Source organism: Flavobacterium hibisci, from assembly GCF_020026925.1.
Taxonomy (GTDB): domain Bacteria; phylum Bacteroidota; class Bacteroidia; order Flavobacteriales; family Flavobacteriaceae; genus Flavobacterium; species Flavobacterium hibisci.
The window spans coordinates 1-854 of sequence record NZ_JAIQDW010000051.1; the positions used below are offsets into that span (position 1 = coordinate 1).

The 854-nt window shown below is 31.1% G+C and carries 1 protein-coding gene; it reads left to right on the forward strand.

Annotated elements, in window-relative coordinates; translation table 11 throughout:
* A partial coding sequence (locus K8B81_RS20790; protein WP_223683441.1) for an IS1595 family transposase occupies window positions 1-848 on the forward strand: 848 nt, incomplete at its 5' end.
* Between the last annotated feature and the right edge of the window lie 6 nt (window positions 849-854).

Here is an 854-nt window from a genome sequence, read left to right on the forward strand (position 1 = left end):
ATGAAGCTTGCAAAGCATATTTAGCACAAATAAAATGGAAAGAAGGCTTTATTTGTATGAAATGTGGTCATACAAAAGGATGTCAAAAATCAGGATATAATTATCAATGTTACGGTTGCCAACATGTGGAAAGTTGTACTGCCAATACTTTGTTTCATAAGGTTAAATTTGGTTTACATAAAGCTTTTTGCATCGTATTTGAAATGACAACTAGTAGTAAAAGTGTATCAAGTATTCAAATGGGCAAACGTTTTGAAATTCGCCAAGGCACCGCTTGGTTTTTTATGCAAAAAGTACGTAAAGCAATGCAAAGCAGTCAGAAATATCCTTTGTCAGAGCTGGTTCATGTAGATGAATTTACCGTGGGAGGAAAAGAAGAAGCAAAACAAGGAAGGAGTTATGACTCTAAAAAGAAAAAGGCAGTAATAGCAGTAGAGTTAAACCAAAAGCATCAAATAAAAAGAGTTTATGTAAAGTCTATTGATGACTATTCTTCAAAATCACTAACACCAATTTTTGAAGAGCATATAAGCAAAAGTGCCAAAATAGTTACCGATAAATGGAGAGGATATGACCCTCTAAAAAAGCTTTATAATATTGAACAAAAACTAAGTGATCAAGGGAAAAATTTTAAGGAATTACACATTGTAATCATGCAATTGAAATCATGGATTAGAACAATACCAACTCATGTTAGTAAATGGCATATCCAAGCTTATTTTGATGAGTTTTGTTTTAGAATAAACCGTTCTCAATTTAAAACAAGTATTTTTCATAAATCGATAGAAAGAATGGTAAATACCAAACCCATATATCAAAAAGAAATAAAACAGATAGTAAGTGTATAACTCAAT